This window comes from Ktedonobacter robiniae, assembly GCF_016587375.1.
GTDB lineage: Bacteria > Chloroflexota > Ktedonobacteria > Ktedonobacterales > Ktedonobacteraceae > Ktedonobacter > Ktedonobacter robiniae.
The window spans coordinates 170,196-197,158 of sequence record NZ_BNJG01000002.1 but is presented as its reverse complement, the minus strand read 5'-3'; the positions used below and the strand labels follow the sequence as shown (position 1 = coordinate 197,158).

At 51.8% G+C, this 26,963-nt stretch carries 24 protein-coding genes and 1 pseudogene; 10 read left to right on the top strand and 15 right to left on the bottom strand.

The genetic code is table 11. The features are described from left to right. Window positions 1–14 precede the first annotated feature (14 nt). The 4 genes from JMJ04_RS21535 to JMJ04_RS21520 all read right to left on the bottom strand — a co-directional run bounded on the left by JMJ04_RS21535 (window position 15) and on the right by JMJ04_RS21520 (window position 3,077). Window positions 15–203 carry a hypothetical protein gene (locus JMJ04_RS21535; RefSeq protein ID WP_236038240.1) on the bottom strand — a complete coding sequence of 63 codons (189 nt, stop codon included), beginning with the start codon at window positions 201–203 and terminating at the stop codon, window positions 15–17. Next, on the bottom strand, window positions 196–1,770 hold the full coding sequence (locus tag JMJ04_RS21530; RefSeq protein WP_201372557.1) for a transposase: 1,575 nt from the start codon (window positions 1,768–1,770) through the stop codon (window positions 196–198). The genes JMJ04_RS21535 and JMJ04_RS21530 overlap by 8 nt, the downstream gene beginning before the upstream one ends. A gap of 351 nt (window positions 1,771–2,121) precedes the next feature. Next, on the bottom strand, window positions 2,122–2,430 hold the full coding sequence (locus tag JMJ04_RS21525; protein ID WP_201372556.1) for an ArsR family transcriptional regulator: 309 nt from the start codon (window positions 2,428–2,430) through the stop codon (window positions 2,122–2,124). Between the two features lie 17 nt (window positions 2,431–2,447). Further along, window positions 2,448–3,077, bottom strand: a complete 630-nt coding sequence (locus JMJ04_RS21520) for a hypothetical protein (RefSeq protein ID WP_236038237.1) — start codon at window positions 3,075–3,077, stop codon at window positions 2,448–2,450. 370 nt (window positions 3,078–3,447) lie between these two features. Here JMJ04_RS21520 and JMJ04_RS46645 point away from each other — a divergent pair, with 370 nt between their 5' ends. Then, window positions 3,448–4,143 (top strand): FUSC family protein, encoded by a 696-nt coding sequence (locus tag JMJ04_RS46645; protein WP_236038235.1) that lies wholly within the window; start codon window positions 3,448–3,450, stop codon window positions 4,141–4,143. Window positions 4,144–4,282: 139 nt separating this feature from the next. On the opposite strand, the gene JMJ04_RS21510 is transcribed toward JMJ04_RS46645, so the two are convergent. The 3 genes and pseudogenes from JMJ04_RS21510 to JMJ04_RS21500 all read right to left on the bottom strand — a co-directional run bounded on the left by JMJ04_RS21510 (window position 4,283) and on the right by JMJ04_RS21500 (window position 7,997). Next, window positions 4,283–5,053, bottom strand: a complete 771-nt coding sequence (locus JMJ04_RS21510) for a hypothetical protein (RefSeq protein WP_201372555.1) — start codon at window positions 5,051–5,053, stop codon at window positions 4,283–4,285. 142 nt (window positions 5,054–5,195) lie between these two features. Beyond that, window positions 5,196–6,017: pseudogene (locus JMJ04_RS21505) on the bottom strand (IS5 family transposase). A gap of 198 nt (window positions 6,018–6,215) precedes the next feature. Next, window positions 6,216–7,997, bottom strand: a complete 1,782-nt coding sequence (locus JMJ04_RS21500) for a CocE/NonD family hydrolase (protein ID WP_201372554.1) — start codon at window positions 7,995–7,997, stop codon at window positions 6,216–6,218. Window positions 7,998–8,162: 165 nt separating this feature from the next. Between JMJ04_RS21500 and JMJ04_RS21495 the strand changes: the two genes are divergently transcribed. Beyond that, window positions 8,163–8,714 carry a PadR family transcriptional regulator gene (locus tag JMJ04_RS21495; protein ID WP_201372553.1) on the top strand — a complete coding sequence of 184 codons (552 nt, stop codon included), beginning with the start codon at window positions 8,163–8,165 and terminating at the stop codon, window positions 8,712–8,714. Between the two features lie 29 nt (window positions 8,715–8,743). Here the strand turns inward: JMJ04_RS21495 and JMJ04_RS21490 are convergent, their stop codons facing one another. From JMJ04_RS21490 to JMJ04_RS21480, 3 genes are all read right to left on the bottom strand, one after another. Beyond that, entirely contained in the window at window positions 8,744–9,628 is an 885-nt protein-coding gene (locus tag JMJ04_RS21490) for a tyrosine-type recombinase/integrase (RefSeq protein ID WP_201372552.1), read from the bottom strand. 82 nt (window positions 9,629–9,710) lie between these two features. Then, window positions 9,711–9,938: a hypothetical protein gene (locus JMJ04_RS21485; protein ID WP_201372551.1), complete on the bottom strand. Its 228-nt coding sequence runs from the start codon at window positions 9,936–9,938 to the stop codon at window positions 9,711–9,713. Window positions 9,939–10,087: 149 nt separating this feature from the next. Beyond that, window positions 10,088–10,291 (bottom strand): carbon storage regulator, encoded by a 204-nt coding sequence (locus tag JMJ04_RS21480; RefSeq protein ID WP_201372550.1) that lies wholly within the window; start codon window positions 10,289–10,291, stop codon window positions 10,088–10,090. A gap of 198 nt (window positions 10,292–10,489) precedes the next feature. Between JMJ04_RS21480 and JMJ04_RS21475 the strand changes: the two genes are divergently transcribed. Together JMJ04_RS21475 and JMJ04_RS21470 are read left to right on the top strand one after the other, a co-directional pair. After that, entirely contained in the window at window positions 10,490–11,074 is a 585-nt protein-coding gene (locus tag JMJ04_RS21475) for a helix-turn-helix domain-containing protein (protein ID WP_201372549.1), read from the top strand. 20 nt (window positions 11,075–11,094) lie between these two features. Beyond that, window positions 11,095–11,541: a VOC family protein gene (locus JMJ04_RS21470; protein ID WP_201372548.1), complete on the top strand. Its 447-nt coding sequence runs from the start codon at window positions 11,095–11,097 to the stop codon at window positions 11,539–11,541. 45 nt (window positions 11,542–11,586) lie between these two features. Here the strand turns inward: JMJ04_RS21470 and JMJ04_RS46640 are convergent, their stop codons facing one another. The 3 genes from JMJ04_RS46640 to JMJ04_RS21460 form a co-directional block, all read right to left on the bottom strand. Continuing rightward, window positions 11,587–12,258 carry a transposase gene (locus tag JMJ04_RS46640; protein WP_236038233.1) on the bottom strand — a complete coding sequence of 224 codons (672 nt, stop codon included), beginning with the start codon at window positions 12,256–12,258 and terminating at the stop codon, window positions 11,587–11,589. Beyond that, entirely contained in the window at window positions 12,185–12,805 is a 621-nt protein-coding gene (locus tag JMJ04_RS46635) for a helix-turn-helix domain-containing protein (RefSeq protein WP_236038232.1), read from the bottom strand. The genes JMJ04_RS46640 and JMJ04_RS46635 overlap by 74 nt, the downstream gene beginning before the upstream one ends. Before the next feature lie 262 nt (window positions 12,806–13,067). Further along, entirely contained in the window at window positions 13,068–14,021 is a 954-nt protein-coding gene (locus JMJ04_RS21460) for an LLM class F420-dependent oxidoreductase (RefSeq protein WP_201372547.1), read from the bottom strand. 410 nt (window positions 14,022–14,431) lie between these two features. Between JMJ04_RS21460 and JMJ04_RS21455 the strand changes: the two genes are divergently transcribed. Next, window positions 14,432–14,824, top strand: a complete 393-nt coding sequence (locus JMJ04_RS21455) for a winged helix-turn-helix transcriptional regulator (RefSeq protein ID WP_201372546.1) — start codon at window positions 14,432–14,434, stop codon at window positions 14,822–14,824. A gap of 418 nt (window positions 14,825–15,242) precedes the next feature. Here the strand turns inward: JMJ04_RS21455 and JMJ04_RS21450 are convergent, their stop codons facing one another. After that, the gene (locus tag JMJ04_RS21450; protein ID WP_201372545.1) at window positions 15,243–16,610 is read right to left on the bottom strand and encodes a CoA transferase; all 1,368 of its coding nucleotides are present in this window, start codon (window positions 16,608–16,610) and stop codon (window positions 15,243–15,245) included. Window positions 16,611–16,896: 286 nt separating this feature from the next. Between JMJ04_RS21450 and JMJ04_RS21445 the strand changes: the two genes are divergently transcribed. The 3 genes from JMJ04_RS21445 to JMJ04_RS21435 all read left to right on the top strand — a co-directional run bounded on the left by JMJ04_RS21445 (window position 16,897) and on the right by JMJ04_RS21435 (window position 19,760). After that, on the top strand, window positions 16,897–17,946 hold the full coding sequence (locus JMJ04_RS21445) for a leucine-rich repeat domain-containing protein (RefSeq protein WP_201372544.1): 1,050 nt from the start codon (window positions 16,897–16,899) through the stop codon (window positions 17,944–17,946). A 502-nt stretch (window positions 17,947–18,448) separates the two neighbouring features. Next, on the top strand, window positions 18,449–19,123 hold the full coding sequence (locus JMJ04_RS21440; protein ID WP_201372543.1) for a transmembrane-type terpene cyclase: 675 nt from the start codon (window positions 18,449–18,451) through the stop codon (window positions 19,121–19,123). A 124-nt stretch (window positions 19,124–19,247) separates the two neighbouring features. Beyond that, window positions 19,248–19,760, top strand: a complete 513-nt coding sequence (locus JMJ04_RS21435; RefSeq protein WP_201372542.1) for a hypothetical protein — start codon at window positions 19,248–19,250, stop codon at window positions 19,758–19,760. 674 nt (window positions 19,761–20,434) lie between these two features. On the opposite strand, the gene JMJ04_RS21430 is transcribed toward JMJ04_RS21435, so the two are convergent. After that, window positions 20,435–20,731 carry an alpha/beta fold hydrolase gene (locus JMJ04_RS21430; protein WP_201372541.1) on the bottom strand — a complete coding sequence of 99 codons (297 nt, stop codon included), beginning with the start codon at window positions 20,729–20,731 and terminating at the stop codon, window positions 20,435–20,437. 389 nt (window positions 20,732–21,120) lie between these two features. On the opposite strand from JMJ04_RS21430, the gene JMJ04_RS21425 reads away from it, so the two are divergent. Both JMJ04_RS21425 and JMJ04_RS21420 read left to right on the top strand, forming a co-directional pair. Next, on the top strand, window positions 21,121–21,564 hold the full coding sequence (locus tag JMJ04_RS21425; RefSeq protein ID WP_201372540.1) for a hypothetical protein: 444 nt from the start codon (window positions 21,121–21,123) through the stop codon (window positions 21,562–21,564). Next, the gene (locus JMJ04_RS21420) at window positions 21,561–26,951 is read left to right on the top strand and encodes a HEAT repeat domain-containing protein (protein WP_201372539.1); all 5,391 of its coding nucleotides are present in this window, start codon (window positions 21,561–21,563) and stop codon (window positions 26,949–26,951) included. Before JMJ04_RS21425 ends, JMJ04_RS21420 begins: the two co-directional genes overlap by 4 nt. The last annotated feature ends 12 nt before the right edge of the window (window positions 26,952–26,963 follow it).

Below are 26,963 nucleotides of genomic sequence, written 5' to 3'. Positions count from 1 at the left end.
GCGGGTGCTTTGGTTTAGAGCTGATCCTCGCGCCTCTGCTGAAGCAGGTGTTCAACGGAGGCGAGCCCCTCGCGGACCTCCTTCAGTTTGTCGGGCAAAATGTAGTAATATGCGTGATTCCCCAGGCGCTTGACACCCAGGAAACCGGCGAACACTGAGACCTCCCCGGCATGAATGCGCGGGGGTTCCTGTTGCTCACCCACCGTTTCCGGCCTCTCCCGAAGGAGAAATCGGCTCTTGGTGGAGATAGGCAGGACTTTTCAGCCGACGCGCTCCGGCACGGGCAGCTCCGCTTTTGCGTCGAGCCACCACGCCCATGCTTCGGGGCAAGACATGCCCTTCATTCGCACGTTGTTGCAGACCCTCCATCACGGCTTGCAGGCGCGGCTCCGCACCTTCCCAGTCAGGCTGGGTGAGAGAGGGGATAATCTGTTCATGTTCCAGATGAGCGAGCAAGAAGGCCGAGTACAGATCGCGCTGCACAGGCCCACAGCCACAGGGGCAGTGGTGCCAGCGCTGCGATCTGGGTTTCTTGACGTAGGCTCCACAGGCATGACAATATTGTGAGAGTCGGGTCTTGAAGGCAGAGACTTCGCTCAGGATGCCGCCAGTTTTCGCAACTATGCGGGCCAAATGCGCTACAAACATCCCTGGAGCGCGAAGTCCGATGCTCCGACCATACTGCTTCTGCCATCCTTTGAACGAGGTCTTTTCTATGTGGATCGTGTTTCCCACCGAAGCGATGCGATGAGCCAGCTTGCCATGCAGACTCTTGCGGTGAGCGGCGAGTCTGCGCTCAGCATTGGCGTGCTGTCTCCTGGTCGCCTGGTACCGCTTGCTCTCCTTCCAACGCAGGCGTTTGCCCCACTTCACTCGGCCTTGCTCATCGTAGTTTTCTGGATTGTTGGCGCGGCGTTGCCGGTCCATTTTCCGTTGGATGCGCCGCTTTTTTCGGGCGTTTGGGGTTAATTCCTGGCAGAACGTGACCAGATCAGCTTTGCCCTCGCGCGGCACAATGGCAAGGCTGGAGGGGCCGATATCCAGACCAATCGTGTCGGTTCCGGTCTGCTCGTGCTTTTTCTTGACGAGTGCGTGACCCTCTAAGATGAGCTGGACGAAATAGCGGTTGCCATCGTGATCGGCCCCTTGAGCGGATGGCGAGGAAGCCTTGCGGCGGACCAGGCGGACATATTTGATCTTGTGGCGCATCCCATGCTGGATCACGGGATCGTGCCAGTCGATGATCGCCGGAATGACCTCCTGGTTCCAGATCAGGAAGCCACCGTCTCCCGCATTGGGGTCCAGCACGAAGCGCATGCCGGCGTCGTTGCGTTTGCCCTCCACGCTATCGATGCCTCTGCCTTTACTCCGAAACCGCACCCGTTTGGCCTTGCCTACGCAGACCCGATTCGCAGCTTGATAGGCGCGTGTAGCGAGCGTCTGAGCCATTGTGCTATCAATGTGATCAGCGATCCACGAGACACGAGCAAGCTTGGCATACTCGTGTAGCTCGTATTCGGAGAAGTGGTATTTTGTGCGTAAGGCAGAAAAAGCCTGAGCGCGTTGCTGTTTGTGCGAGCGTGGGAGAGCCCGCGCCTTGTTCCATGCAGGATCATTGCGCATGCATCGGAGCCGCTTCATGGCTTCAGCAAGCAGAGCGTTATACAGGCACCGAGCCGCTTCCAGGTGCGCACGTACCTGGCGTTCCTGGCTCCAATCGATCTGGAGAGGGAGTTCGAGAAGAAAGGTCGGTGTCTTTGCTCGCTTCATGACGTGCTTTGCTTTCCAATGCAGAGGATCTCTTCAGAAAGAGAGGGGACTGCTACCCGCCCCTGGTGTCTTTCTCCACGTTCATATGCCTACACAGCTATTCCAGTTGAGCAGGCTTCTTCTGGTAACTCGACGACGTACCGTTCGGAAATGGATTCGTGAGAAGCAACTCCATGCTCTTCAGGGAGGTCGAAGAGGAGGATACTATATCCGGCGCTCTGACTGAAATGAGTTTCGCGCGCAAGCGTGAGACAAGAGAAGACGATGATCTTTCTTCATTCTGTGGAGAACACAGTACGAAAGAAGAGTGATGCTTCCCTTCCACCCAACCAGCCCGAAAGGAACGCCCATTCATCCCCGCCTGAGAAAGAGCGGGGCTTTCTGGGCCGTTCTCTGTAAATGGTGCGAGACGACGGGCTGGGTGCGCGGGATGCGTTCGACCAGTTCACGGACGCAGAGGGTTCCCTCTGCTCGTGTCAGCAAACGGAGCAGGCGAAATCGGACAGGGCTCGCGAGGGCCTCAAGCAACAGCACGAGGCCTGCATCCTCTTCCAATCCGGCATCTCGCCTGTCCTTGCCCTCACCTGAGTCTGAGGCGGTCGTATCATCGACTGAATGCATAAGGAGGGAGAGGTGGTCTCGTTGGTAATGGGTATTCATCGGTGGTATTGTTCCTTTCAATTGTTGTCTGATGTATGTTCGCCCTGCTTCGTGCAAAGAAAGGGGCCGTCTGTGTAGCGACAGAGGAGGCAGACCAGGGTAAGCGTGCGCGTTGTGGTATTCCAAAGCGGGGTCAGCCAGCTTTCGCAGTGCGGGCACATGGGGGTGTCCTGGGCTGCGTCCAGTGTGATTGAAGGCGCACAGGCGACAGGCTGTAGTGGCACGATGACCTCTGTCTGGGTCGAGAGCCACTGGCGTACCGCATCGGCGCTCTGCTCATGCAGTTCCAGGGTTTGGATCGAGGATTCTGCGTTGCCCATCAGTGGATCTGGCAGCGAGAAGTAGCGGATGCTACTCTCTATTACTTCACAGATGCATGCTCGTGCGAGCAGATGGGCACCGAATTGCAGAAACGGCCGGGGCGCCTGGGGAAGGGCGTTGAGGTACCAAGTGAGCAGCGTTTCCTGCTCGTCGTTGCCCTGGACCAGAAATGACGGCAGACGTTCGTGGGTGAACACGACCTCGATCCCTGGTGCAAGCTGGCGTGAGCGGTGATCAATGAGCGTGACGATGTGTTCGCGATCAAGAATACGACCACCAAGCGACAGATAGCGGTAGGACGGACGGGTATGTGTGCTCGGTGGCAACGAGGAAATGCTCGTGCTGAGGCGCAGGTGTCTCAGACATAAGAAAATGTGCTCCTTTCGTAGAGAGAAGATGCTGTGATATCTAGTGGTGTGTGACGTGTCACGGTGGGGTGGACCTCGGCATTGGGGAAAGCCGGAGACACTGTTCTTCATTGGTAGTCCTCCTTCTACTTGTCAGGGTTTCAGGCCACAAGGCGCATTTGCACAGCAAGAAGGGGATGGGGGGTCATGCTTTTGCTCAAGGGAAGGAAGCCAGTTCCACGTGAAAAGGTGGAAAGGAGGCTGAGATTCGAGGTTTTGCCAAGTGTGGCGTTTTTCATAGGCAGAGGGGCAAATATACATTTATACTGAGTAGGAACGTTGCGTTGTCATGATGGAGCGAGAAAATGATGGAGACGCTCCTCCTCTGATGAAAGGAAAAAAGAATGATTCTCCCCCTAGCAACTGCCCTGCCTGTAAGCGCAATGACCAGGTTCAGAAAGTCCCGGCTATTCATCGCAATAGCTCCTTCACGAGGATGGAAACCCAGGTCACCACCTCTACGACTGTCACCTATGATTCCGCAGGAAATCCTACCTACACCTCTGTCCCTCAGACGACTACCGTTCCAGTCACCCACCAGACGAGACTCGGGGCCTTGCTCTCGCCTCCTCAGTGCAAGAGGATTCCTCTTCCTGTTGGTGAGAAAATCATTTTTTGGCTCTGCCCTCTCTTCGCCTTCGTCTTTTGTTTTGGCCTGATGTCTTTTCTTGAGAGGAGTTTTCCTCATGTCCTCGATGCATTCGTAGCCTTTTCACCTCTTGTTGCTTGCTTCCTGCTTCCTCTCATCTTCGGTGGCATCCTCATCGGCCCCCCTCTGCTCCTCGCGTTCCTGACTCACAACGTATTTTTCCGTCAAGCGAACAAGTGCCGCCAAGAGCTACAACGGCAAGAGAGGGAGCGCTGGCAATATCTGGTGCGCCAATGGGAGCAATTCTGCTACTGCCACCGGTGCGATTGCGTCTTCTCTGCGAGTACCGAGAAAATCGCTGCACCTGCTCAAATACAGCAACTCTACCGTCAGTAGGTGTCTGCACGGTTTACCATCCTTTTGCCATCTAAAACTACCAGAGCCTGAAACTTCAGCACCTTTTCACGTGGAACTGGCTTCCTTCCCTTGAGCAGAAGCATGACCTTCCATCCCCTTCTTGCTGTGCAGAAACGTCTTACGGCCTGAAACCCTGCTTGGGTGGTTGCGATGGGCTGCTCAGATTGGATACCAGGGAGCGTGCAGGCAATGGAAGCGGAGTCACCTGAAGGGGACGCGTGGTATAGAAGGCGATGAGTTGTGCCGTGAGTCTGGCGAGGGCACGACTGACTGGGGGTGAGAGGTGCTCTACCTCCCGCCAATCGGTGAGGGCGGCCAGCCGATGGAGTCGTGAGAGCAGGAGCTGAGGGAGCAGGCGTAAGGGCGTGGGAGGGAGTGGAAATTGCCAGAGAACGTAGCCTGTAAGGGTGCTCACCCGATATCGGCGCGCTTTTGTTCCTCCCTCGATGGTGACGAAAAATTGATCGGTGTAGCGCCAGGTGCGAAACCCGCGTGGGATGAGAGCCTGAGGTCGTGTGGGTGACGCAGGTGGAATATGGGCAAAATCAAGCCACTGGCGTCGCCACTCTTTTCGCCACCACTGAGCTAACTGCTGCTCTATGTGGTCGTTGAAAGGGGTCAGCACCTTGTCTCGGTATGGAAAAAAGAAACGCGAGGGATGAGGGAGGGGGCCAAAGGGCTGGAAGAGCCCTTTGATCGTGTCAAAGCCCTCGATACGTGCAAGGACCAGCCCTGGAAAGACGTGTCGGTAGCCGTATTCCTGGTCGGTCACGTGAGATGGATCGCTGGTAAATTCCACGAACCAATCCCGGGCCGTCGTTTTGTAGAGGCCGGTGAAGGCCTCTATTTCTTTGAGCAGAAAGCGGTAGCGTGTATCTTCTCGACGCATAGGAAATGCTCCTTTCATAAAAGACATGAAAAAAACTGGCTCACCTGCCTGTCAGTGCAGGCAGATGAGCCAGTACGTACGAAGAAAGAATCTATATGCAGAGGAACAGCTCTGTTCCTGGGTGATGGTGTCTGCTTAGTGCCTATCCCAATAGGCCCACAGCGCGGTAAGTAATCCAAGCGCAAGCAAGATGGAGCAGGCCTAGATAGTTCTCGACCTTTTCTCCCAGCGGATCAACACCCCACGAAAACGGTTCATCCAGCTGTGTGTGCGCTCCACTACCCATCGCCTTGCCTTGAAACCAACTTGCTGTTTGAGGGCTTGTGCTTCTTCCTTTCTCGCCCGAATATGCAGGGTATAGCCAAATGCTTTTCCTCGCGTCCCGAACCTCGTTGTAGTCATACCCTTTATCCAGGCAAAGGTTCTGCTTTCGCGTGTCGATCGGCATTGGCCGAGCAATGGGAATTGTTGCCTGAAGCATCTTGAAATCATTGCGATTGGCTCCCTCTACTTCTAAACCGATAGGAATGCCGTGCCCTTCAACAAGCAAACTCCGTTTTACTCCTCGTTTGGCTCGATCCGTCGGATTGGGGCCGATTTTCTCTTTGCCAAGCGGGGCTTTGGTCATCGCGCCATCCATCGCTTGCCATTCCCAGTCCAGACCCACCAACTCATCGTAGTCGAGCAGACCTTGTGCCCACAACGCTTTGAAGACACCTGCTTGGGTCCACTCTTGAACACGTCGGTGCGCACTACTACTCGAGCAGATGCTCGTTGCATCAAGTACTTTCCATTGACATCCCGTCCGCAAGCGGTAGAAAATCGCATTCATCTCTTTGCGATCATCCACGCGTGGGCGATGGCACCCCAGTGAGTGCGGCTTGCCTGGAGGTAAGAGCGGCTGTATTTTTAGCCAGAGTGCATCTGGAATGCTCCAACATTGGCTGGTGCTTGACGACCCCATTCTGGCCTTTTTCCTTTCTGCAGGAGATTCAGACGAACAATGAAGCGTTTGATAGAGTCCTGAAATGCACTGGATCGAGCCTGACTCCCGCCTGACGTGAACAACCACTTCGGCAGTTTATGCCGAAGTGGTTGTTCATGGGTTCTGGCCTCCAGCAGTGCTGACTCAACACTGCGTGGAGGTACAGGCGGAGGGGCATCAGGAGACCGTGGGCACAATGGGCAAGACGACATGCGAAGGATGTGCCTCATCATGCAGGATCGCCTGATGGGCGACGGCCAGCTCGGCATCGGTGCCGAAGTCGTGACCGGTGTTGGGATTGCGATCCCAACGCGGGAAATTGCTGCTGGTGATATCCAGGCGAATGCGATGCCCGCGCTTGAAGAGATTGCTGGTGGACCAGAGATCGATCTCGTACTCGTAGGCGGTATTTGGCTTGATCAGCGACGGCTCTTCACCTCGCGTGAAGCCACGATAGCGAGCACGAATGATGCCATCAGTGAGGTTGCGCGCGTAGCCGTCGGGATGCACATCGATCAAGCGCACCACGAAGTCGGTATCCGGCGCGCTCGATGTCGCCCACAGCACGACTGTGATCGGTCCGGTCACCTCGGTGTCCTCTTTCAATGGTGGAGTGGTGTAGACTAGCACATCCTCCCGGCTCTCGGTGGTACGTTGGTCATAGGGACCAGCTGGATATTCCGCCGTCATCAGCAGCGCACCTCCGCGCGTGATAACCGGATGCGCTGGGTCATAATCGTACGTATCCGCGGCCTCCTCACGCGGCGGGATCGTGCTCAGCATCCCATCGCCATGCAGGGTATTGGCCCGCCCGCCGCTGTGCAGGTAGTAGCGCGTCTCAACTGCGCGCGCCAGCGGCCACTCGTTCTCCTCGCGCCACACATTCGCGCCCATCACGAAGAGCTTGATTGGCGCCTCCTCCGTGACGCCATTCTCAAGTCCCTTGAGCCAGCGATCGAACCAGCGCTGGTGGACGCTCTCCATGGAACTCTTCAGGTCAAGCGCTGCGCTATTGGCGCCGATGCCAAAATTGATCTCGCCGACGAGGTTGGTGCGGTTCATATGCGACCACGGCCCAATCAACAACTGGCTCTGGCGCGCAGCGCGCGTGCTGCCGCGCTCGTGCATGGCGCGAAAACTCTCAATGGTGCCCTGTAAGTAAACATCGTACCAGCCACCGATATTGAGGGCAGGCACCTGTACCTGCTCATATTTGCCCGCCAGCGTAAGCCCATCCAATCCCTCACGATCCATCACATGCTCAAGCTCCTCAAACAACGCTTGCCCCGTGCCGGTGCGCTTGAGCGGCGCAAACTCTTTGAGCGGCAGTGACCAGTAGCCCCGTGTGCCCAGTGCGTCAATCTCCTCCGCCAGTTCGCGCAGAGCCTGACCCAGTTTGCGCGGATCAGCCTGGCCCTGGTGTTGCTTGAGGATCACATCAGTTCCAACCAACTGTAAATGCCAGTTCGTATGCTTGCCCAGCTCAAAAGCCCCGGCCCGATACCGTGAGCCGTTCAGCGGGTCGCCCACGGTGATCATCGGCACAATGGCCTTGAGAGCAGCGGGCCGCAGGATGGCCGGTGCCCACTGGGCAAAACCAGAATACGAGGCCCCAAACATGCTGATCTGGCCATCGCTGTAGGGGAGACTCGCTGCCCACTCGATCGTATCCACCCCATCCAGCCACTCATTGACATTCGGTTCCCATTCTCCCTCGGACGCATAGCGCCCGCGTGTATCCTGAATAATCACCACGTACCCCTTGCGTACCATCTGTGCAGGATCGAAGAGGGACGTTGCCAGCGGCAAATGCTTGCCATACGGAATGCGCAGGAGCAGCACCGGCCAGTGCCCCTTGCTTGCCGGAAGATACACATTCGCGCGTAGCACTACTCCATCGCGCATGGTCGCAGGCACATCATACAGAACGCGAACTTCACTTTCCTGCTTCTGAGTCATAAAGAGATGTTCCTCTCGTCTTCTCCGGGCCGCTCAGGTCACGGGTTGCGTATTGTTTTCTGATTTACTATACTTATCTTATATTAGATAAGTCTAATATAAGAGCAGTTGTATAATAACGATTGGGCCCCACGTTGTCAAGAGGAAACTCAGGAGGAAAAAGAGATGTCGCTTGCCCACGCTATTCTTGGCTGGTTGCACAAAGAACCCATGACGGGTTATGACCTCAAGAAGCAATTTGATCAGGGGGTCGGTTATTTCTGGCTTGCCGACCAGATGCAAATCTATCGCACCCTGGATCGTCTGGTGGAACAGGGCTATGCCTCGGTTCACGAAGAGATCCAGCACGCACGGCCCAATCGCAAGGTCTACACCGTGACAGAGACCGGGCGCGTGGAATTTCGCCGCTGGCTAACCGAATCTCAGGATCTGCCCCTCTTCCGTGATCCTCTGCTCATCCAGGTCTTCTTCGCGTCCATCTTATCAAACGCTGAGATTATTCAATTGCTTGAACAACAGCGTATCGCTCACAGCGAGCGGTTGGCATCGTATCAACAGTTGGTCCATTTTCCCCTGGACGCGTTGGTTGGGACGCCAGAAGTGAGTCGCAGACAGATGCTCCGGCGCCTGACATTAGAGCAGGGGTTAAAACGAGAACAGGCGTATATTGACTGGTTGGAAGAGGCCATCGAAGTCGTGCGTCGTCTTCCAGAGTAAGAGGGAAATATACCTATTGGGATAGGCTCTTAGCGCAGGTAGGAGGTCAGGACCACGTCTCGACGGTTATGCCCCAGCGCCCGTGACACGACCAGGACGGCTTCCTCATCAAGGATGCCACGGGGCAGGCGACCCTGTGGCGGGGGCAGAGGACGATCAGAGAGCGATTGATAGAGTGCCTGGGCATACGCTCGACGATAGGCATGGATATCGAGGTGCTTCGGGAGGCGAGAAAAGACCTTCTCCTCGCTTCGTCGACCCTCTACCAGGCGGAGCACCGTGGTTTCTTGCCCTGGAAGGACAGGAACCTGGCGTATTTTGCCCCCTTTGCCGTGGACGTGGGCAAGCACCACGTGTCCATCTGTCAGCCTCTCGATTTGACCAACCCGTAGCGCTCGCGCCTCATGTCGCCGTAAGCCGGTTGCGCCAAGAAAGGCAAGCAGATCCTGCCAGGCTTCTGGAGACATGTAGCGAGGCCGTTTCTGGTGCGAAGAAGGGGTACGGGAGCGACGAATGGCCTCTCGATGCCGTGCCGGTAATGGCACCTCGCTGGCAAGAGTCGGAGAGCCAAAGAAGAGGCGCAAGGCGCTGCGCGTGGTTGCAAGTGTCCAGGGACTATAGCCCTCTTGCACATGCAGTTGCAAGTAGGCAGAGACGAGTGCATCCGCACGTTGGTCGATCTCGTGCAGGCGTTTGGTCCCATGCGTTGCGCGGCACCAGCATAAAAAGCGCATCACGATGTTCTGGTACGTTGTCCGTGTAGTATAGGCGTGAATCTTTCCATCAGAAAACGGCCAGTGATAGATTCCCAGGACGCGAGCCTGGGCTTTGGCGTGCGCGCGGCTCTGTCCCAGCGCCATCAAACTGTCCAGCCTCTGTTGCGCTTCATAAAGGAGCCCTGGTCGTTTCCCCATCGCGGGCACATTCTTCTTTGTGTGTAAAATGATGTGGTTTTACAAGGTCTGTTGTTGCGTTCAGTAATTGCGAAGCGTCTACCTACAGAGGATTGCCTCTGCAGAGCAGGGAGAAGACGGTGAAGAGGGGCTCCGTGCTCTCTTTGGTGCCCTGTGTTGTGCTGACGCCTGCCTCCCAGAGAAGGTGGGAACCATGCACCAGTCGACACAGGATACGTGTTGTCTTCTCGTGAGGTGCAGACAGAGAGCCAGGCTCTATCTGTTGCACGTGCAGCGCCAGGATAGCAGGATAGATGGAGGGACTCAACATCCACTCTTGCTATCCCTTCTTATGCACTGCGGCTCTCATGAATGAGAACACTTGTTCTCCTGTAATACGGGCGAGTAGAGGTTGTGGTTACATGTTTTCTCCTCACTTTCTCAAAAAACGACTTTTCCATTGAAAAGGGAACAAGCGCCTCACTCTGGTTGGGTGACAGGAGGCTTCGAGAGGGGTGTTTTCCGCTGCAATAATTCCTCGCGCACGATAGTGACCTCGGGGGGAGCGGTGATCCCGAGTTTTGCTCGTCCTTCATCCACCTCAAGGACTTCAATGAGAATGTTCCCAGAGAGGATAACGCGCTCCCCTTTCTTGCGTCGTATGACTAGTACATTGAGGCTCAAACAACTCCATGATCAGGAGAGAGTCCAGAGTAGAATAAAGAAATGTCGATTTTTGACAAGACTCCTGGTGGAGTTCTCTGGTATGATCTCTCTGAGAACATCACATGTGAAGACCCCTCTATCCAAGTGAAAATAGCCGTGTGGGAAGCTCTTCACAAAACTGATTCTCGTAGAACAGACGACGAGGTGAGATGCACGATGGAAAGACCTGGTACAGTTCATCAAAAACAGATGTCCCCGCCTAATCAGCAGACAATACCGCTGACTGTCCCACGGGATGGCATCTGGCTCCGCCTTGCCCTCACCTTGGAGGGGACGGTACGCCGCAGTTCTTCTGCCAAGCAGATGCTTTCCTCGCAGCACTTTAACGCCGCACGAACGTGCTGGACTCTTGCTGATGTGACGTTCCTGCGGACGGCACTTGAACTGCTTTACACCACACAAGGCCAAATCCGTATGAGTGCACTCGCCGCTGACTGCAGTCTCTCCTTGCGCCAATTTGAGCGACGATTTAAGCAGTGCATCGGTGTATCGCCCAAGATATTCGCACGTCTCCTCCGCTTCGAGGCGTTGCTTCACGCATTGATACACGAGCCAGCCTCTTCTCTCGCTGACGCCGCTTCCCATCTTGGCTATCAGGATCAGGCCCATGTCATCCATGAATTCAAGACATGGGCGGGCTGTACGCCAACGGCGTTTCTCGGCTTCGCCAAACAGCGGGCGCAGCAAGGGCCTCTCGTTCCCGACCCTCGCCATGTCGCTGTGCCTGTCTATATCGTCTAGAAAGAAGGAGCAGAAGAAGGATGTCTCTAGCAGAGCAAGCATTTCAGCTTCCATGGTATGGTATTCATCACATTGCCTTGCTCACCACTGACCTGGACGCGACTATTCGCTTCTACCGGGACGTGTTGGGAATGCAGACGAGTGATATCGCCCCGTCCAAAGAGGGACGCGGCAGGCATTGTCTCATTTTCGTCAAACCAAACGACGACAACGTCTGGGGCTTCCATTTCTTTGAACGCCCGCTCGAAAAAACAACGCTCGGCGCTTCAGACACTCATCCACAGAGTTTCGTCCCCCATGTCGCCCTGCGACTCCCAGATGGAATTGCCGCACGCGCCTTACGCGAGCGTTTGAGCAATGCCCATGTCTCCATCACAGAGATTCCTGAACTGGGATCCTTTGTGTTTTTTGACAACAATCAGCTGTGTTTAGAAGTCACATGGCCCAAAGAGAAAAGTGTCTCTTAAATGAAGAGGCGAGAGCAAGAACGCTCATCGGTATGACACTTTAAGTCAGTATGCGGTGTACGTCCACTTGATGGGCTTAGCCATTGTCCGATTGTAATAGGCCATAAAGGCCAGCATCTGGTCGCGCAAATCATCGAGCGAGATGAAATGGCCACGTTTGAGCAGCTTGCGGACCAAAATACTGAGCCAAATTTCCACCTGGTTCATCCAGGATGCATGTTTGGGGGTGTAATAAAACACCACACGATGCGTTGGGTCGTGCAAGAAAGCGGCACGGCTAGCCATCGAGTGGTGAATACCGCGTTTGTCTTTGACTCCCAGCATGTCTTGCTCAATCCCCTCCAGATCAGCAATCCAACGGACCAGAGACTCGGATTGGTGAATGTTCAGGTTGTCCAGCACAATGTGCCATTTGGTCGCGGTTGGATCGCTGGCGATCAAGCGCTGAAGGTGTGCGAGCGCATCCTCTTCGGTGCGCCTGGGTCCCCAGGAGGGTTCAATCACTTGTCCTCTGACCACATCAAATTTGATGAACCAGGACAAGGTCCCATGCCGAATGTACTCAAATTCGCGCCGCAGGACATGACCGGGCTGCATGGGCAGGTCGGGATGCTTGCGTTCCAGGGCTTGCACCCCTGTCAATTCATCCATGCTGATGGTGCGTTCGCCTCGTTTGGCTCGCTCGGCGGCTTGTGCATAGACCTGACAGCCCTCCACAATTTTCTCTTCTCGCTGCGGGTCTTCTTCCTCGGTCAGCCAATAGCGGAACCGGTGTGGTTGGAAGCCCCTTTTTGAGGAGTCGAGCTGCATGCCGAGGCGAGATCTTGGTGACGATCCCCCGTTGCTTCAGTTCGTCCGCGATTTCTCGACCTGTCCACTGGCTGATAGGCCGACCCGTTTTCGCGGGCGCCTCGCAGGCCAGAGCCGCCATCTGAGCCCGTTGCTCTGCCGTGAATTTGGGAACCGCTCCGGGACGAGGGGCATCCTGCAAGCGCTGGAGCAGACGCACCGACGGCTCTCTCCCCTCTTCGTGATCGCTCTCAGGCCCGCTCGCTCTCGCCCAGCGATCTCTCCACAAACGCACCGTATCCACGTTGATAGTCAAGTCGCGCGCAATCTGAGCATTGGAAGCCCCTTGCTCCGCCGCTAAGACGATGCGTGCTCTCAGCGCCACTTGTTGTTCGCTTCGATGACGCTTCGTCAACCGCGTTAACTCTTCCCGCTCTTTCTCACTCAGGCGAATCGCTGTCGCTCGTTTGGGCATCGATGGTGTGATCTCCTCGCTCTTTTCCCCTATTCTATCATGGGCCTTTCAATGCCTTGATGTACTAGTGGCTTTCCGAATACAGCAGTGCTGTACCCGTTGACAGAGGCCATCAAACGTGGACGTCCAGACGGCTTCAGGAGATGGAGGATGCATGCGTGAAACACTCTTTTCTGGCTCTTGTACTCAACCTGATGGAAAGTCAGGATGAAAGCACCTCACAGCGTTATCTCTTTTACGGTTTTTCCCTCTGTTTCAACGTTTACACGATGAACTCTCTGGCGAAGCGACGGATGGTATCCAGTTGCGTCACCTCTGAGAAGATGATCGCCAGTTCCTGGACGCCTGCCGCCTCGTAGGCAGCGAGACGCTGGCGAATCGTCTCAGAACTGCCAATGAGAGCATACGACTGAGAATCTCCAGGCAAAAGGGCCTTCATCCACTCTGGGATCAAAGCCTGAGCTTGCTCATCGGTATCACCAATGATACAGAACGTCTGTGCTGTACGATGAATGCTATTGTAGCTGCGTCCAACAGACTCACAATGCTGTTTGAGCACTGCAAACTTGTGAGCAACCGTGGCAGGATCGCCAAAGACGTTACAGGCATCGCCGTATTGAGCCACCAGTTTGAGTGTGACCTGCTCACCACCGCCAGCAATCAGCAGGGGGATATGGGGTTGCTGCACCCCTTTGGGCTGATTGATGGCACCGCGCACCTGGTAGTATTTGCCTTCAAAGACAGCCTCGTCTTCCTTCCACATCGCCAAAATGACTTGGACCGCTTCGCGCAACTGGCGCGCACGGACATTCGCCTCTGGATATTCGTAGCCATAGGCCCGATATTCAGACTCGTACCAACCTGCTCCTATGCCAAAGGTAAGTCGTCCATGCGAGAGCACATCGACAGTCGAAGCCATTTTCGCCTGTAACGCGGGGTTCCGATAACTATTCCCCGTCACCATCTGGCCGATACGCACCCGCTTCGTATCACGCGCCAGAGCCGCTGCGCTGGTCCAGCACTCAAAGGTCGCTTCTTGTGGAGACAGGGGGATCGTCGTCTGAAAGTGGTCCGCCAACCAGATCGATTCATAGCCATACTCCTCAGCCGTTTGTGCCACGCGAGTCAGCGTTTCATACGCTTCTACGGGATCCTTGATGCCTGCCAGTTCCGTCAAACCGCCCAGGGCAAGGTAAACACCATATTTGAGAGACATAACACATAACCTCTTTCTCTGCTGGCAGAAGTATTTCTGCCAGATTATCTGCAAGAATGAGCATCCTTCGAGAGGCGACATTCAGCTAAACGTGTATCATCTAGATATGCTACCTCTAGCACTCACTTTGATTGAATTGACAGCCCACATAGCTGTTGCTTTATGCCACATATGCAAACAGATCTCCCCAACACAGAACCAAGTCAGAGAGAATCGGTTCCCCTACATACGGTAAACATTATGTGCGCTACAGCGGTTGTCATCAGGGAAATGCAATTCCCAGATCCCTCGTTGTCGAAGTATACGTATTCCACACCACAGGCACAAGTACGTACAAAAATGTGCGATACTGACATAAATGATAGTATCGCGAGAGATGGAAACGACAACAGAAGAAAGAGGCGCCCCTTATGCAGCAAGAAATCAACACAACAGGAACAAAGTGTTATGTGGAAAAAACGGTTGACGTGATGGGAGGAAAGTGGAAGCCAATGATCTTGCATGCCCTGCTTATTAATGGTCCACGACGCTTCGGGGAACTCAATCGGTTGGTTCCCGAGGCCACCCAGCGGATACTCACCCTCCAACTACGAGAGTTAGAAGAGGATGGGGTGATTCATCGCGAAGTCTACAAACAGGTTCCTCCAAAGGTCGAGTACTCGCTCACTCCATTTGGCCTGACTCTAGAGCCCATTTTAGTGTTGATGAGGCAGTGGGGTGAGCGATATGCAGATAGCGTGGAAACAAGTCGGAATCATTCCCACAACGAGAGAGAGAGGCAACATGGAATGCAGCGTTTGTAGCAATTATCTTATTTGCTCATGTTGATTTATTCAGAGAAACGCGACGAATTCTCAAAGATGAGTAAAACGTTTCCATGTCATCACAGAATTACAACTGTAGTAATAGAAGAGAATGTGTCAATGGAGACTACACCTCTCATCCCTGATGGTTACAATGAGCCAATTAAGCAACTCACCTGTCGGATTTGTAAACATATCTTCTACCTTGCGATGGTTGATTACAACCGCCTGTCACCGGTATCCTATTGCCATGAGTGTAGTCTCATTCTGGCAGCGGAGCTTGAGAAACACCAGGGGACGCAAAGCAGCATCGCTCCACGACCAGTTCCTACCCCCGCTTCTTCCCCTCAAGAACGCACAACAGCCGTTTCTCCTCTGCCATCTCTTTTCATAAAAAACACAGGCAGGCCAGATAAACTTACATCCATTCGGCTGATGAAGACCCCAATCGCACCGATGGCAAATCCCAATACATTGGACAATCTTCTAGCATCAAAGGTGGCCTGAGGCGCTGGGCTGGTCCCCAGGCGGTCTCTTCGATAACCGGAGCAAAATCGTCGCTTTGCTCCGGCTCAATCTGTGCAATCAGTCCATTTTCCACAGGATAGCGAGTCAATAATGCAGCAGTTCGTGCCAGCGAGGCCCGTACTTCTACTCCCCTGCCATCCATCGCCCGCCTGGTCAAACCGCGTATGGCCGCTCCCGCAAGCAGGTATCCTGTGGCATGATCAAGAGCCTGTCCAGGCAGGGGAAGTGGATGCGGCTTATCGGCCTTCACCATCCCCATATGGGCAATACCACTCGACATCTGGATCAGGCTATCAAACCCTCTCCGCATTTGCCACGGCCCACTCCAACCATAGGCATTGAGCGAAATATCAATCAAGCCAGGCCGCAGCTTCTGCCGCTCTTCCCGATCAAGGCCAAGACGTGCCAGGGCATCTGTTCGATAGCCATGAACCAGGATGTCAGCATCAGCCAGCAGTTTTTTCAGCGTGATCATCCCATGAGAACTCTTGAGATCAAGCCGCGCACAGCGTTTCCCGACGACAACCTCTGGTACCGTTCCTGGCTCTTCCCATCCGAGAGGATCAATGCGCAAGATTTGCGCCCCATACCCGGCGAGAAAACGGGTGGCCACTGGACCAGCCAGAATTCTGGTTAAATCGAGCACTCGTACGCCCTCTAAAGGCCGTGTCGCTGCTTTGGACCAAGTTGGTACACAACCGGAATTCGTCAGAGAAACGTGCAGTAATGGCTCGTTGGCCACTGCTCGCCCCTGTTCGTGGCTCCTCCACTCCTCCACGGATCTCATCGCAGCCGCACACCCTTTGACAGAAACGATAGCATCCTCCAATTCGGTTGCCTGCCAACCGGCAACTGCCCGCGCGACAGCCTCCCGATCTTCCGCACACCCCAGCACGTGAAGTGCAGCACGACGATGATGTGGTGCGTTGGTGTGTAACCGTATCCAGTTGTCCCGTGCCTGATAATTCCCAGCAACGGTATCCCATTGCGGTGGCAACTGCCAGCCTATCGGATGCAAGGATTGAGAAAACCAGAGGGATGCCAACCGTCGATCCACCTGGATGGACGGTCTTTTGCCACGCTGGAGAGCGATAAATTCAGCCATTGCCATACCTGCCGAAGCAAGAGAGGCAATGGCCAGATCGGTCACAGCATAAACCGATGCCAGTGTCCCAACCCCGATTACCTTTGGAAAATCTCTTGCTGTGAACGATCCGCCCATTGCCTGCTGGATTTCTGCCATGAGAGCCTTATACACTTGAAGAGCCAGCTCCTTCATTGTGCTTGATTATCTGATCTATTTGAGAGTATAGGCTCCGAAAGAAGAAAAAGCTAGTGTTGATCGCGAGGAACAAAGCCAGGCTTGCAAATCATTTTGCGTTCAAATGGCGTTCCGGTGCTATTGTCTCTGTGAAGACGTTGCTTTTTGCAAAGTCAGGGCAACTGAGCAATTTCTTCCAATACTCAGCAAGCACTTCATCTATACAGAAGAAAGCTGATTAGCTAGAATGGGTAAAATACGAGAATATAGATGGAGAACGGCGATGAAATCGAATCGGCAGGTCATGGGGCAATTGCAACGACAGAGGCTGGTGAAACAGCTTCAACGACAGTTGAGAGGCTGGGATCCTGATACGCAATGCAACGTTCACTCCTGGATGAGTGATAGTAGGCAATGTCAATATGACAAGTATGGGCGAGTGATTGAACTGCATCTCTGCGAATGCGATTTGACGCAGATCCCTTCGGAAGTATGGCAACTCTCAACATTGCGATCGCTTTACCTGACCCACAATCAGCTGAGTACCCTGTCTTCAGACGTAGGCAGGCTTTTTTCACTGGAATGGCTTGAATTGGATCACAATCAACTGAGCTCTCTACCTGAGCAGGTATGGAGCCTTCAGCATCTGCACTTGCTCGACCTGGGCAATAACCAGTTTTGCTCTCTGCCTGGAGACATTGGCAGCCTCTCTGAATTGCAATCCCTTTACTTGGGCAACAATCAGCTCAGTGTGTTACCAGAGCAAGTGTGGCACCTCTCAAAATTAGAGGCACTCAGGCTATCTCATAATCAGTTCACCTCTCTCCCCGCGGAGATTGGCAACCTCTCTTCACTGCACATGCTTTGGCTCGATAACAACCAGTTCAGCTCTTTCCCTATGGAAATCGGCGATCTCTTTACATTGCGCTTTCTTGACCTATCCCATAATCAGTTTCGCTCTCTTCCTATGGAGATAGTTAACCTCCCCGATCTACGAACACTGCGCCTATCTCACAACCAGCTTACCTCTCTGCCTAAAGAAATAGGGAATCTCTCTGAACTAGGAATGTTACATTTGGAAAACAACCAGTTCAGCTCTTTGCCGATGGAACTAAGCAATCTCTCGTCGCTACGTTCGCTTTACCTGAACAATAATCAAATTTGCTCTCTGCCTATGGAGTTAGGTGATCTCCCGTCATTAAAACGCTTTCGTCTGGATGGCAATCCATTACAGACACCACCGCCGAAGATCATCGCCCAAGGCACCAAGGCTATTCTGGCCTATTTGAGAACAATGCAAGAGGCAGGGGCGAAACACCTGAAAGCAAAATAATCCATCTGGATGGATAGACTTCTTAATTTTGAAAAACGGGCTGAGGAAGCACGAAAAAGGGATGAGAATGAAATGAGTCGAATGAAACAAGTCCCTTCTCACTGGGAGAAACCTCTTCATAAATATAGGCTTAGAAAGAAAAAGGGCAAGCATAAATAATTGGCAGATGTTGCTCTAGCTTGATGATACTCAACGGAATACAGTCTGGCTAGAAGTAGATCCACCGCGGATGTTTTCACATGTGGTGGGCAAGATCTATTCCCCTATAGTCGTCCTATTGGGATTGGCGTTTTCATTGCGTCATATATGCGTTTGCGTGATTGCGAGCATATCCTCTCCCGGCTGGCATCACATGAGAGGTATCTAGACAGAGAAAGCTCCTCACGCTAAACTATTGAGTAACATTTGGTCTGGAGAACCATTTCATCTACGCACTATAGCTCCAAATATTCTTCACCCGCATTCTTAATGCACGGAGTTTGCCCACGAAAGGGATATCAAAATGTACTTTACCCTCCTCATGCTCGGTTCGGGCCTCTTCTGGACTATTACCTATCTTTTGATCATCCAACGTAGCTGGCGCGACCGCTCCTATGGAATGCCCCTGGCTGCACTCTGCGCCAATATATCCTGGGAATTTATCTTCTCGTTTCTTCTTCCGCCTCAACTTATCCAACACATCGTCAATCTCATCTGGTTCGTCCTAGATGCTGTCATTTTTGCCTTGACGATCCGTTATGGCCCCAGGGAATTTCTCAATCTCTCGAAGAGGGCTTTTTATACTGTGTTGGGCCTGGCACTCGTCACCAGTTTCTTTGCAGTGCTCCTGGTCACACTTGAGTTCCATGATTCAGGAGTGTATGCTGCGTTTGGGCAAAATCTGATGATGTCGATACTCTTCATTACTATGCTCTTTCGTCGCCGCTCCTTACGTGGCCAATCGATGAGTATCGCTTTGTGCAAATTACTTGGCACTGCCTGTGCGTCGCTGGCCTTCTATTTGTATTCCGCACCCTGGCACCATTCTGTGCTCTTGCCGTTCCTCTATGTTGCCACGTTCATCTATGATGTGGTGTATGTAGGCATGGTCTACGTTCGGATGCGAGCAGGAACAAAGATCGTCCATACGTCTCCCATAAAAGGGGATCAAACAGAAGCATCGATACAACCGAGTTAGAGGGCAGCGCTATTGGAGAGTAAGACATTCACTAGAACGTCGGTCAAGAAATGCGAAGGAATGATCGATAAATAGAAAAGCGCGAAGCAAATGAGGGATGGAAACCACAAGGAGGCAAGACAAGATGTATACGTGCCGCTTCGCGCGAACCATTGAAGAGCCCTGGACGGCTGTAGAACCGATCTCATTGGGAACTGTCCCATCCGGGCGTGGTACGCCTGAGAGCTATTGCCTGGTTGAGCAGCAGGAGAGCCAGGTGATGAGGTTCGATGTGTATGGAGAAGACAGGGCATTTGCCGATGCGCAGATTTGGAAAACGTGGGTGGTGATTGGCTTTGCAGATGCGGTCCACTTCGTTGCTCTTGATACGAAGCAGCGCTATTCCTATCCTCTGCGCGGGTACTTTGACCACCTCTATCCGACAGAAGCGTTTCTTCTTGTCGCATCAGCATCAGAACTCCTGTGTTTTGATCCAGAGATCAGGTTACAATGGAGGGCGGAAGACCTTGGAATTGATGGAGTGGTCATCAAAAGCGTCGAAAATGATATGATACGCGGAGAAGGCGAGTGGGACCCTCCTGGTGGCTGGAGACCATTTACCGTCTCGTTGCGCTCTGGACGTATCATTGCAGAATGATGTTCCTATTATCTCATGAGTTGATTTGGATAGGCAAAAAAGCGTCCAATTTCATGGGGTCACTACATATCGTTCATCAATACGATAGAGCGCAGCATACTCAGGTAGGAGGCGATAGGCATTGATGGCTTTGCGCAAGGTAGCAAATGCGTCCTTTACAGATTGGCGAACTTCTCGATTGTGTGAATTGATACCGTGATCCTCAATATGGATCCTATAATAATCATTCCCTGCATCATAAATATTTTTTACACGTAGTAGATACATCCATTATCCTCAACCATGCATGATACATCGTGGTTCTTTCTTTTTTCTCTCTCTGTTCGGCAAATGCGGGATGCATGACAAGTATATCATGAGCGACGACCGAATCCAGCAGAGATACGAACGCTGGCTTTTTGAAAATCATCCAGAGTGAGTTCCTCCCAAGCCTTAGCGTCGAGCGAAGTTTTTGGTTCTTCATTATCTTCCGGGCGAGGAGACACACTGCGTGAGGGACCCTTTTAAGAATGCCCTGTTGGAGCCAATGAGGGCAAACCACTTTTTCTATGCACAGGTCTAGCACAGAAGATAATGAAAACCATTTTTGTTGGATTTGACACAAAAAGCGAATATCAAACTATAAAAAGGGCCAGATAGAATATTTGTGATCCTTTACCTGACTGCTACTTGATTTAATTGTGCGTCAGGGTAAGGAGGCGCTGCACGGCCTGCTCATATGCGGCTGGCGCCTCCACCATTGGTGTGTGGCCTGCGTCCAGCAGACGTAATTCAGCGTGTGGCAGGTGTTCTACCAGGAACTCAGCGTGAGCAATTGTTCGCGCCTGATCATGTGTCCCATGCACGACGACGGTGGGCATCGTCAGCTTTGGCAGGTCACCCGCCAGGTCGACCATAGATTGGCTGGTGAGCACTTGCAGGGCCGCTTCACGCGGTACACGACGAGCATAGGCGAGGAGACGTTGTATCAATGCCTGTTCCGGCTGATAATAGAAGCTACGACGTAAGAGACGCTCGTAAAACTCCGTCCCTCCGCCCGCCTCTATGGTCTTGATGATGCTCGTTATATCCCCATGCCTATGGGTATTGGCTCCGGTATCAGGTCATCCACCAGATCTCTGGGAAATGGTCGGGATGTGTGGTGTCGAGTCCAATACGTATCAATGTAAGAGAAAAGTCTGCTTGCCTTCCATTATAGGTATGCTGAAAATTTGAAAAAGAGATTTTTTGCAGGATAGGCACTTTGGTGCCCAGTCTATATGCAGGCCCATTTCCGCCTCTTATGGCTGTTAGCATTGATGATAATATATTTGTATGTTAAATTAATAAATGCACATAATTTAGAATATAAGAGGACACTATGGACGGTACAGTATCGGTTATTTTGAGACTATCCGAAGTAACACTTGTGTTACTTGAGCAGCAAGATCTTAATTTATATGAAGAGCTTCAGCAAGAATTGCCTTCACTCCAATTTCGCATTGAGCCAGATCCAGATGCACCTTCAGGTAGTCGGGATGCAATAACGGTGATTCTGGCGATATCTACACTTGTGGGAAGCCTCTCACCCATTATTATTCGTATCCTCAATCAATGTACCCCACCAAATCGCAGGGTTCAATGGAAAACGGATGAAACGACTGAAACCCATCACCCTGATGGATCTATCACTACTGTTCATCGCATATACGTGTATGCAGATGATGAGCAGCGTCCGTGGGCCTCTCTCCCCTATCCTAAGCCATCCCAACCACACATGGAGCAGCAACCAACCTTCCAGAAAGATCAAGAGAACGACGTATGAGTCAAAAACGGTATGCCTATCTTATTGGGGCCAATGGTCCTGAGGGGATGCGTCTTAAACATGCTGAGGAGGATGTCCTTCGTCTGGCTGAAGCCCTAAAGACTCCAAATCCCTGCCACTTTGCTGAGGCAGTACCTGTTATCGCTCATACGCGCCAGAGTGCTTTAGGAAGCTTTAAAGCTATAATTGATCAATGCAACCCCTCAGATCTATTGTTGGTGCATTTCTCTGGACATGCCATTTTTGATGAACAGCTGTATTTATTATGTAATGAAACGAATCTTGATGATATCTTCTCCTCAGCCCTGGAGATTACCACTCTCAAAACCATGCTGCGTCGGTGTAAAGCACGCAACAAACTGCTCATTCTCGATTGCTGTCATGCAGCAGGCGCTTCAGGAGGAGCGCTTGGCAAGAGTGAACATGATATTCGTGGCGTCCTTAATGAAGAAATGAAAGGGAGCGCTACGATCATTCTTTCGGCATGTGCCCGCAAAGAACGAACCCGTGAATTTGATGACCTTGATGGTGGATCTGGCTTCCTTTCCTGGGCACTTCGGGCTGCCTGTACCACTCATTTTGAGGAAGTCACTTCAGATAGGCATGCCAGAACGCTGTCATTTCATGATATTTGGAAATGGCTTCCCAATGCGCTTGAGTATGTGAATACAACGATGTGCCAATCGAAGCCCTTACCACCTCCTATCCTTGTCAGTGAACTGGAAAGTGGAAGTGGCAGTGAAATCTGGCTCACTGACCTTCCTCGTACTAGTCAGCCTATCTTGCAGAAGAGAAATGAAACGCGACGGAAGTACCTGGAAGCTGTTTATCAACGCTATAGCACCTTGGCTCTTCCTATTGGCCCAGCAGAAGGACTTCCCCTACCCGCTCTCTTTCAGCCCCTTTGGCTCCGTTCAGACCCACTCGTGGCAGGAGACCTAGAGCATGCTAGCCGCCGTCTTCTTCTAGGTGAGGATTGGTTGGAACAGCATGGTGCTTTAGATTTCAAAGGAGACGAAAAAGAGCATGGGATTGCTGAATGTGCGGAGTCTGCACTCCAGCAAAGTCAGCATGGACGAATCGTAGTTCTTGGTGGGCCTGGAACCGGCAAAACAACAACATTGAAGTATCTCATTGGGCGCCAAGCCAAAAAAGCCCTTGTAATGTCTGATGAGCATCTTCCTATTTTTCTTTCTCTTGCTGATCTTGCTCGAACGGAAAAAACATTTCCCGAGTATCTTGTTTTTCTTGTGGAAGATATGGGAATAGAGCGAAGCTTTGCGACAACACTCTGGGAAGAACTTGAGCAGGGAAGGGTTTTTGTGGCTTTAGATAGTCTGGATGAAGTTGCACCTGACCAGCGAAACAGAATGTTCAATATTATTCATGGACTCTCAGCAAAAGCTGGTAATACGTGGATCATTGGCTCTCGCTTCACAGAATATAAAGGAGGACAGTTTAAGCAAGGGTTATTTTCAGAGTGGGAATTATTGCCAATGACCTCTCAACTGTGCATTGAATTAGCCTCAAAGCTATTTCCCCTTCTTCAAAGTACACTTGCGACGCTCGAGACATTTGTTCCTTCACCTAAACACTTTGTTGAGGAACTCGATGCCCATCCCCAAACGAAGGCTTGGGGCGAAAATCCTTTGCTTTTCAGCTTGGCGAGTATTGTGTACATCAAAGCGGGAGGGCTACCGGGGAGTCGCGCAAAGTTATATCAGGAAGTAATAGATGCAATTATTGCATTCCGAGAGCCGCATAGTTTTAATAGAAAACATATACTACGTGAGCTAGCTGGATTCGCTCTCTGGCTACACCAGCATAAAGGTCGTACATTTACCAGTGATGATGTATTGGCCTATTTCAAAGATGAGCAGCAAAAAAACTGGCACGAAATTGAAGATATTTCTCAGCGAATGATGTCATCTGGAATACTTGATATTGTCGCTCGTGATACCTATGGGTTTCGGCACCAAACATTTCAGGAGTATCTTGCCGCTACTGAATTAAGCCGCCGTATTTTATACACAAATGGCACAAGTCAACAGCAAATCTGGGATTATCTTTGGAGCAAGCGAAGATATAGTCGGTGGGCTGAAGTATTGAAGCTTTTTGTGGAAGTACTCGTTATCTCGTCGAAAAGGGGTGTTACGGAGGCAACTCATTGGCTGAAAATGTTGTCGCAGGAACATGTGACAACTATAGGAGATCCAGGTTTATTAAGCTTGAAATTAGCCCTAAAAACATTGAATGACGTCGCGCTTATAGACGAATGGCGACAACCACAGACACTTTCTTTAGAGAAGGAACTCTTATGGTATTGGATACAGGCATCTTTGCAATTGAAAGAAGGACCCTTTCATAGAAGGACCGAAAAATTTAAGGAGCTGATTCCCAATATAGATTTCTTTCGAGGGGAAGCAAGTGACTTCTTAAGAGTCTTCTTCACAGATGAACTTTCCAAAGCACTTGACCAACAAAACATTTCAAGAGCCCAAGCATTATTGAGTTTAGGTACAGACTTCCCGATTGAACTTTTGGAGCGCGTTCTTCACGATAAGTATGCCTCCCTGAGAAGGGCCGCGGTAAGCGCTTTGGGCGAAATGGGCAATCGTGCGTCTGTCGTGCTCTTGTTAGAAGCTTTTCACGACATTGATGAGAGCGTTAGAAAGGCTAGTATTTTGGCTTTAAGCCAATTGGGTGAGCGTGTACCTGTCGATCACCTGCTAGCAGCTCTTGATGATCCAGATGCGCCTATAAGATGGTTAGCTGTTGAAACCTTAGGTAGACAGAGTGAACGTGTACCTGTTGAACCTTTGCTGGCAGCTCTCCACGATTCAAACAAAATTGTAAGAGGCGCTGTTGTTGAGCTTTTGAGCAAGCTAGGGGATAGAGTCCCTCAGGCTTCCCTACTGGCAACCCTCTATGCTCCAAACGAGCGTGTCAGATATGCAGCAGTCCACGTCCTAAGTAATCTGGGAAAGTATACCCAACTGAGTCCGCTGCTGGCAGTTCTTGATGACCCAGATGAGGAAGTGAGATGTGCTGTACTTGAGATTCTTGGTAAATTGGGGAAACGTGTGCCATTGGATCCTATTTTGGCAGTTCTTGATGACCCGAGTGTGGAAGTGAGAAGTGCAGCGCTTGAAGCTCTGGGCAATCTAGGAGAGCGTGTGCCATTGGATCCGCTTTTGGCGGCACTTGATGACCCAGATGAGGAAGTGAGACGCACTGCACTAGAAGCCCTGGGCAATCTAGGAGAGCGTGTGCCATTGGACCTGTTGCTGTCAGCACTTAGTGATCCAGATGAGGGAGTTAGGTGCGCTGCATTAGAAGCCCTGGGCAAGCTAGGAGAGCGTGTACTACTGGATCCGTTGCTGTTGGCTCTCAGTGATCCAGATGAGGGAGTAAGGCGTGCAGCACTAAAAGCCTTGAGTAAACAGGGTGAACGTGTGCCACTGGACCCGGTGTTGTTGACTCTTGATGATCCAGATGAGGGAGTGAGGCGTGCAGCGCTAGAAGCCTTAAGCAATTTGGGAGAGCATGTGCCGCTGGATCCGCTTTTATCGGCTCTGCACGATCCAAATCAATATGTTAGGAGTACTGCACTTAAAATCTTAGGTATGTTAGGAGATCGTGTGCCACTAGAACCGCTTTTGGTGGCTCTGCACGATTCTGATGAGACTGTCAAACGTACTGCAGCACGAAGTCTCATGCAGCTACAAAGAGAATTGACGTTAGACTGGTATTTACAAAGCCACATAGTGGATAATCCAATTGTCTATTGTGCTGCACTTGAGATTCTAGGTATGCTAGGAGAGCGTGTGCCACTGGATGTGTTGCTGAGAGCACTCCATAATCCAGATAAGCGTGTCAGATACGCAGCACTAGAAGCTTTAGGCAATCTGGGGGAGCGTGTACCACAAGAGCTGCTGCTGTCGGCTCTTGATGATCCAGATACGCAAGTGAGACGCGTTGCATTAAAAGCCTTAGGCAATCGGGGAGAACATGTGCTACTGGATCCGTTGCTGTCGGCTCTTCGTGATCCAGATTGGACAATAAGGCACAATGTACCCAAGATTCTAGGCAAGCTAGGAGAGCGTGTACCACTGGATCCGCTGCTGGCAGCTCTTCATGACCCGGATGCGGAAGTGAGGCGTACTGCATTAGAAGTCTTGGGTGAACTAGGAGAGCGTGTGCCACTGGATCCGTTGCTGTCGGCTCTTGATGACCCAGATGCAGGGGTGAGACGTATTGCGCTAGAAGCTTTAGGCAAATTGAGGGAACGTGTGCCACTGGATCCGCTCTTGGCAGCTTTCTATGATCAATCCTGGGGGGTGAGACTCGCAGCACTGGAAGCTTTGGGCAATCTGGGAGAGCGTGTACCACTCAACCTACTGTTGTCGGCTCTTGATGATCCAGATACGCAAGTGAGACTCGCAGCACTAGAAATTTTGAGTAAGTTGGGAGAGTGTGCGCCACTAGATCGGCTACTGTCCGCTCTTGATAATCCAGGTTCAGGAGTGAGATGCACAGCATTAGAAGCCTTGGGCAATTTGGGAGAACGTGCTCCACTGGAGCCACTGCTATCAGCTCTTCACAATTCAGATAAATATGTCAGACGCACTGCGCTTAAAACTCTGGGTAAGTTGGGAGAGCGTGTGCCACTGGATCCGCTGCTATCGGCTCTTCATGACCCAGATGAGGAAGTGAAACGCATGGCATTAGAAGCCTTAGGTAATATAAGAAAGCCTGTTCCTCTCGAACCGTTGCTGGAGATTCTTCACGATACAAATACATCTGTAAGATGTACTGCACTTCAGATTTTGGGTAAACTAGGAGAGCGTGTGCCACTTAATCCATTCCTGGTAGCTCTTCATGATCCAGATGCAGAAGTGAGATGCACCGCGCTGCAAACACTAGAAGTATTAAAGATCAATATTTCTGAAGAAATGCTTATCGAGATGTTAGGAGATATGTCGACTTTCGTTCGTACTACTGCCAGTCGGCTTCTTTCTCAGAAGAATTCAGAAAAAGTATATGGGGTAGTTGAGGAAATGGTCGCTGTCCTTCAAAAAAGAGAATCAAGCAGTATTTTAGCCTCACTGAGTAATAGTATGTTTGCGGACGCCATCGTTGACTCAAGTTTTGGTACTCCTCAAACTCTCAAAGATTTAATAAGCCTTTTACATTGGCCGTATTGGCAAGTTCAGTTAAAAGCAATTCAAGCCTTAGGAAGGCTTCGTCGGAATATACCAGATAAAGCGATAGAACAATTGCTAGAACTACGCCTTAAACCAGGTTTAGAAAATATCTATATCCGCCAGACAGCGGATGAGACACTCGCTGAGCTTCTCTCTTTAGAAGGAATCGAGGATGACTGAGAATAACCCGCG